This is a genomic window from Desulfatiglans anilini DSM 4660, assembly GCF_000422285.1.
Lineage (GTDB): Bacteria > Desulfobacterota > DSM-4660 > Desulfatiglandales > Desulfatiglandaceae > Desulfatiglans > Desulfatiglans anilini.
This window is the reverse complement of record NZ_AULM01000080.1, coordinates 1-4866: the sequence shown is the minus strand read 5'-3', so window position 1 is coordinate 4866 and position 4866 is coordinate 1. Positions and strand designations below refer to the sequence as shown.

The 4866-nt window shown below is 55.5% G+C and carries 6 protein-coding genes; 2 read left to right on the top strand and 4 right to left on the bottom strand.

Annotation, left to right across the window (positions count from 1 at the left end):
* The first annotated feature begins 149 nt into the window (after window positions 1-149).
* The gene (locus tag H567_RS0120925) at window positions 150-1364 is read left to right on the top strand and encodes an ISL3 family transposase (protein WP_028322886.1); all 1215 of its coding nucleotides are present in this window, start codon (window positions 150-152) and stop codon (window positions 1362-1364) included.
* Window positions 1365-1366: 2 nt separating this feature from the next.
* Here the strand turns inward: H567_RS0120925 and H567_RS0120920 are convergent, their stop codons facing one another.
* From H567_RS0120920 to H567_RS30225, 3 genes are all read right to left on the bottom strand, one after another.
* Entirely contained in the window at window positions 1367-1798 is a 432-nt protein-coding gene (locus H567_RS0120920; protein ID WP_035255613.1) for a multiheme c-type cytochrome, read from the bottom strand.
* Between the two features lie 62 nt (window positions 1799-1860).
* Window positions 1861-2157, bottom strand: a complete 297-nt coding sequence (locus H567_RS26460; protein ID WP_208598446.1) for a VOC family protein — start codon at window positions 2155-2157, stop codon at window positions 1861-1863.
* A gap of 119 nt (window positions 2158-2276) precedes the next feature.
* A complete protein-coding gene (locus H567_RS30225; RefSeq protein WP_153306315.1) occupies window positions 2277-2492 on the bottom strand; it encodes an AMP-binding protein in 216 nt (71 codons plus the stop codon).
* A gap of 558 nt (window positions 2493-3050) precedes the next feature.
* Here H567_RS30225 and H567_RS0120910 point away from each other — a divergent pair.
* A complete protein-coding gene (locus H567_RS0120910) occupies window positions 3051-4175 on the top strand; it encodes a PQQ-dependent sugar dehydrogenase (RefSeq protein WP_028322884.1) in 1125 nt (374 codons plus the stop codon).
* A gap of 344 nt (window positions 4176-4519) precedes the next feature.
* On the opposite strand, the gene H567_RS0120905 is transcribed toward H567_RS0120910, so the two are convergent.
* On the bottom strand, window positions 4520-4866 hold a 347-nt coding region (locus H567_RS0120905; RefSeq protein WP_028322883.1), incomplete at its 5' end, for a transposase.

Genomic DNA, 4866 nt, shown 5'->3' with positions numbered 1-4866 from the left:
TGGCGGGTGTGGCAGTTCTGACAGTCCATCCCATAGGGATAGTACTTTCTGGTTCATCCGGTTTTTGCGTACTTGAGGGTTGAAAAAAGTGGACGATGACGGTTTCCTTTCTGGTGAACGCCAATTCGCCAAGAAGGAGGAAACCGATCATGTCCACGAGTCTTTTGTACCATGGGTTCAACGTCAAAGGCTATGACTACGTCAGAACAAAATACCAGGAAGGGGCTGTGATTTTCACCCTGCGACCGAAACCATTCGAACTGAGATGCTCCTCGTGTGGAGGTCAGGGAGTAATCCGCCGGGGCACGGTCACACGTCTTTTCCGGTCTTTGCCCATCGGCCGAAAACCGGTTTGGTTCAAGCTCGCTGTGCAGCGGGTGCATTGCCTTGCCTGTGGGCTTGTCCGGCAAGTCAATCTGGGGTTTGCGGACCCACGCAGAAGTTACACGCGGGCCTTTGAACGTTATGCCCTCGACCTGTCTCGAAAGATGACGATCCGGGACACGGCCCGACACCTGGGCGTCAGCTGGGATGTAATCAAAGACATCCAGAAACGCTATTTGAAACGCCGTTTTTCCCGGCCAAAGCTCCGCGGGCTGAAGCTGATCGCCATCGACGAGATCAGCATCGGCAAAGGTCATCGGTATTTGACGGTCGTTCTCGACCTCAGGAGCGGGGCAGTGGTTTTCATCGGAGAGGGCAAAGGGGCCGAGGCGCTCGAACCTTTCTGGAAGCGGCTCCGCGCCACGGGCGCAAGGATCCGAGCGGTTGCCATGGACATGTCTCCGGCCTACATTCAAGCTGTCTCGGCTCATTTGCCAGAGGCAAAGATCGTCTTCGATCACTTCCATATCATCAAGATGTTCAACGACAAGCTGTCGGATCTGCGTCGGAAATGGTTTCACGAGGTCCATGACGTCCTTCAAAAGCGGGTCATCAAGGGAACCCGGTGGCTGCTCCTGAAGAACCCTGAAAATCTCGATGCTGCGCGGGATGAACCGCGAAGGCTCCGTGAAGCCCTTGAGTTGAATCAGCCCCTCGCAACGGCCTACTATATGAAGGAGGAACTCCGTCAACTCTGGAAGCAGCGCGACAAACAGACCGCTAAAGCGTTCCTGGCCAGCTGGGCCGCCAGGGCAAGAGCATCGGGCATCGCCATCCTCATCCGCATGGCCAACTCCCTGCTTCTCCACCAAAGCGGAATATTGGCCTACTATGACTATCCGATTTCAACCGGTCCGCTCGAGGGTACAAACAACAAAATCAAAACCCTACAGAAACAGGCCTATGGGTTCAGGGACATGGATTTCTTCAAACTCAAAATCATGGCCCTGCACGAGGCAAAGTACGCTTTAGTCGGATGAACCTACTTTCTCTTGTCGCTCTCCCGGACGCTCTGGTCTTTCAGGCCCAGGGTATGGCAACCGCCGCACCCCTTCTGGCCCTCCACGAAGGCCGCGGGCTGCATGTGGGTGTACGGCATGGCCTCGAGGGCGATCAGCCCGAGCGCATGCTTCCCGGACAGGTACTGCTTGGCCTGCTCCTCGTGGCATGCCTGGCACGTCGCGATCGTGGGCAGCTGGACCTTGTCGACGTCCTGATCGCTCTGATGGGCGGACCCGTGGCAGCTGGTGCAATCCAGGGTCTCGGCCATCTTGCCCCGTTTGAAATCCTGGACCTGCAGCGGCGATATCTTGATGTGGCATTCCTCGCAATTGGAAGGCTTGGCCGCCGCCGGCCCGATGTTCCAGAAGACAAGCAGGACGGCCGCCAACGAGAACGGAATCAACTTGCGCATGACCTTTTTCCTCCTTGATTGAAAGATTCGGGTTTCATTTTCCGCCGGCCGGAACAGAGGTCTCACCCTTCGCCACCCGTTCCAGCCTGCCATATCTCCACCCGGTGCCCTTCGGGATCAACCAGATAAAACACGCGCGCATCCCAGGGATGGCGCCGAAGCGCCGTCGGTTTCAAGCCGGCCTTCTCGGCATATTCCCGGACGCCTTCAATGTCATCGACCTCCAGGGCGAGGGTGATGCCGAGCCCCCTCGAACTCTTCACGGACGACCGCCGTTCGTCCGCAACGCTGAGCCGCGCTCCCTGGGTCAACTCGAACTCCACGAACCAGTCATTTGAAAAGCGGACGGGCAGATGCAACCGGTCCCCTTCTCCTTGTCCCGCTTTTCCAGATATTCAAACAACTCGGCATAATGAACCCGTGGGACGGAAGCACTGGAGCAGACTAAAGACATTTTCAGGCATGGGGGCCTCCGAATTCAAAACAACGGAGGCGCCGACGCCGAATGGGAGATAACGGGAATTGCCGAGTCCATATGCATGAAAGAGTCTTGCCGCTGAAAGCACCTATCCTTCTCGGTAAGTCCGATGACACCCTGCGCGAAGCCTTCGGTGGCGGCAACCATATCATAGTGGGAACGGATAGCCCCTTTTGGCAGCCCTGTGGAGCCCGAGCTGTAAAGCCAGGGTTCCAGGCGGGTAGTCGAATGGTAGCCGAAAACGGATGAAAATCCGGATGGTTAAACATGGACCCTAAAAACGCGTGTTACTACGCCTATGAATGGCGGTTCACGACTTCCAGGATCGCTTTAGAGATTGGAATCTTTAAGGTTTTCAGTATAGACAGGACCTCCTGCGGAGGTTCATTGCTCCGAAACAATAGGTGACTGGGGGTCTCGAATTCCGTGGCCTGGAGCTGATCCAGGGCATGACGACACCACCCTCTTGGCTTGCCGGTCATGAACTCCGAGATATCGGATATGGTATTGGAGGGATATCTGGACAGCCGAAAAACCGTCAAGGAAAAGACGTCCTTCGAGCTGCCGACCCTGCGCGGAAAAGACGTATTGAAACGGGTAGGGACTTGTGGTCACAGAATAATGTTGGTAAAAGATACTGGGTATTGGGCATTGGATAGGGGGTGCTGGCACACAACCATTCCATCTTGAAACATTCTCGATATGGAAAGGTGCTGGGGATTCTCATCGTGTGAAGGGTTATCGACCACTCATCATCAAGCGAGCGGGCCATCGATGCGACGGTCTAAAAAAGCAACCTGCATTCTCATTCTGATATCTGCTGCTCTCTTTCTGCAGTGCACCCTGGCGATACCCGAAGGGGATATCGATCTGGAGCGGATAAACCTCCCGGAGGGATTCAAAATCCATATCTACGCTCGAGATGTGCCTGGAGCGAGGAGTATGGCGAAGGGGACCAAGAACGTGGTTTTTGTGGGCTCCCGCGATCCCGGAAATGTCTATGCCCTGGTGGATCATGATGGAGACGGGCAAAGCGATGCAAAGTACGTTCTGGCGAGCGATCTCAGCAGCCCGAACGGTGTTGCCTTTCGGAACAACTCCTTGTATGTGGCCGAAATAAGCCGGGTGATCCGTTTTGACGACATCATGGAAAGGCTGGCCGACCCGCCTGCCCCGGTGGTGGTCAATGACGATTTCCCCAGCGAGCCCCACCACGGCTGGAAGTACATCGCGTTCGGCCCGGACGGCAAGCTTTATGTGCCGGTAGGGGCCCCCTGCAATGTCTGTCTGGAGGAAGATCCCCGGTTTGCCACGATCATGCGCATGAATGCGGATGGATCCGGTCTCGAGATCTTCGCGGAAGGCATCCGGAACACGGTCGGTTTTGACTGGCATCCGGTATCGGGTGTACTCTGGTTTACGGATAATGGACGCGACTGGATGGGAGACGACAGGCCCCCGGATGTACTGGCCAGGGCGCCCCGCCCGGGCATGCATTTCGGGTTTCCTTTCTGTCATGCGGGATACCTACCGGACCCGGAATTCGGAGAGCGCCGATCCTGTAGTGAGTTTGCGAAGCCAAGCTTTAAACTGGGGCCTCACGTGGCCGCCCTGGGTATGAAGTTTTACACCGGTCAGCAATTTCCGAAGGAATTTCATAATGATATATTTATTGCCGAGCATGGGTCCTGGAACCGGACCGTGCCCATCGGATACCGGATCACCCGGGTTCGCCTAAAGGGAAGCCAGGCAGTGAGCTACGATGTGTTTGCAGACGGATGGCTTCAAGGCGCAAAGGCTTTTGGCCGGCCCGTAGACATACTGATCCTCGGAGATGGGTCCATGCTGGTCTCGGACGATCGTGCCGGTGTTATTTATCGTATCCATTACAGCCCATAACACGCTCAGGCGCCGCCCACTGAATGGGTACCGGCTGTGACGGGCTCGAGGACGTTTGCCTGCGGATTCTTCACTTGAATTGCGCTGGTTCCTGGTTCTTCCGGCCCCCCTCCCCCTCTGGGCAGTGGGAAAAGGTGTCTTGTTCCCTTTAAGCCGTTTGCAACCCCACTTTTTCCATTTCCTTGAGATCGGTAACCAGCGCGTGGCAGGCATACCGCCGGCATACGCAAGCGGTGGCCTTACCATCTGAAGCGGTCATGTGCTGAACAAAAAGAGCCGTTCCGGAAGGCTTGGTCTGTGAGGTGGAACCCAAGTACGGGACCATTTTTTTCGAGATTTAGATCTTATCCGTAAATAACGCCCACTTTTCGGTAGGCGATGATAGCAGCAGCCATATGCAGCAAAGCCATATAGGTATCGCTGAGCTTCTCATAGCGAACCAGGATTTTACGGAAGCGATTGAACCATGAATGACTCACTTCAACCACCCATCTTCTGGCTTTCCATGCGGGATTGCGCTTTTTTTCCTGGCGCTCCTCCCCCCGTGTTTTCACGTGGGGAATATAACCGTGGGCAACGATGGTCTTCAATGCGGGTTTGCCATCATAGGCTTTATCGGCACACAGATTCTGCTGGATATCGGTGGGACGGTCGATGACGATTTCTTCCAGCACCAGTTCCAATTGGGTCA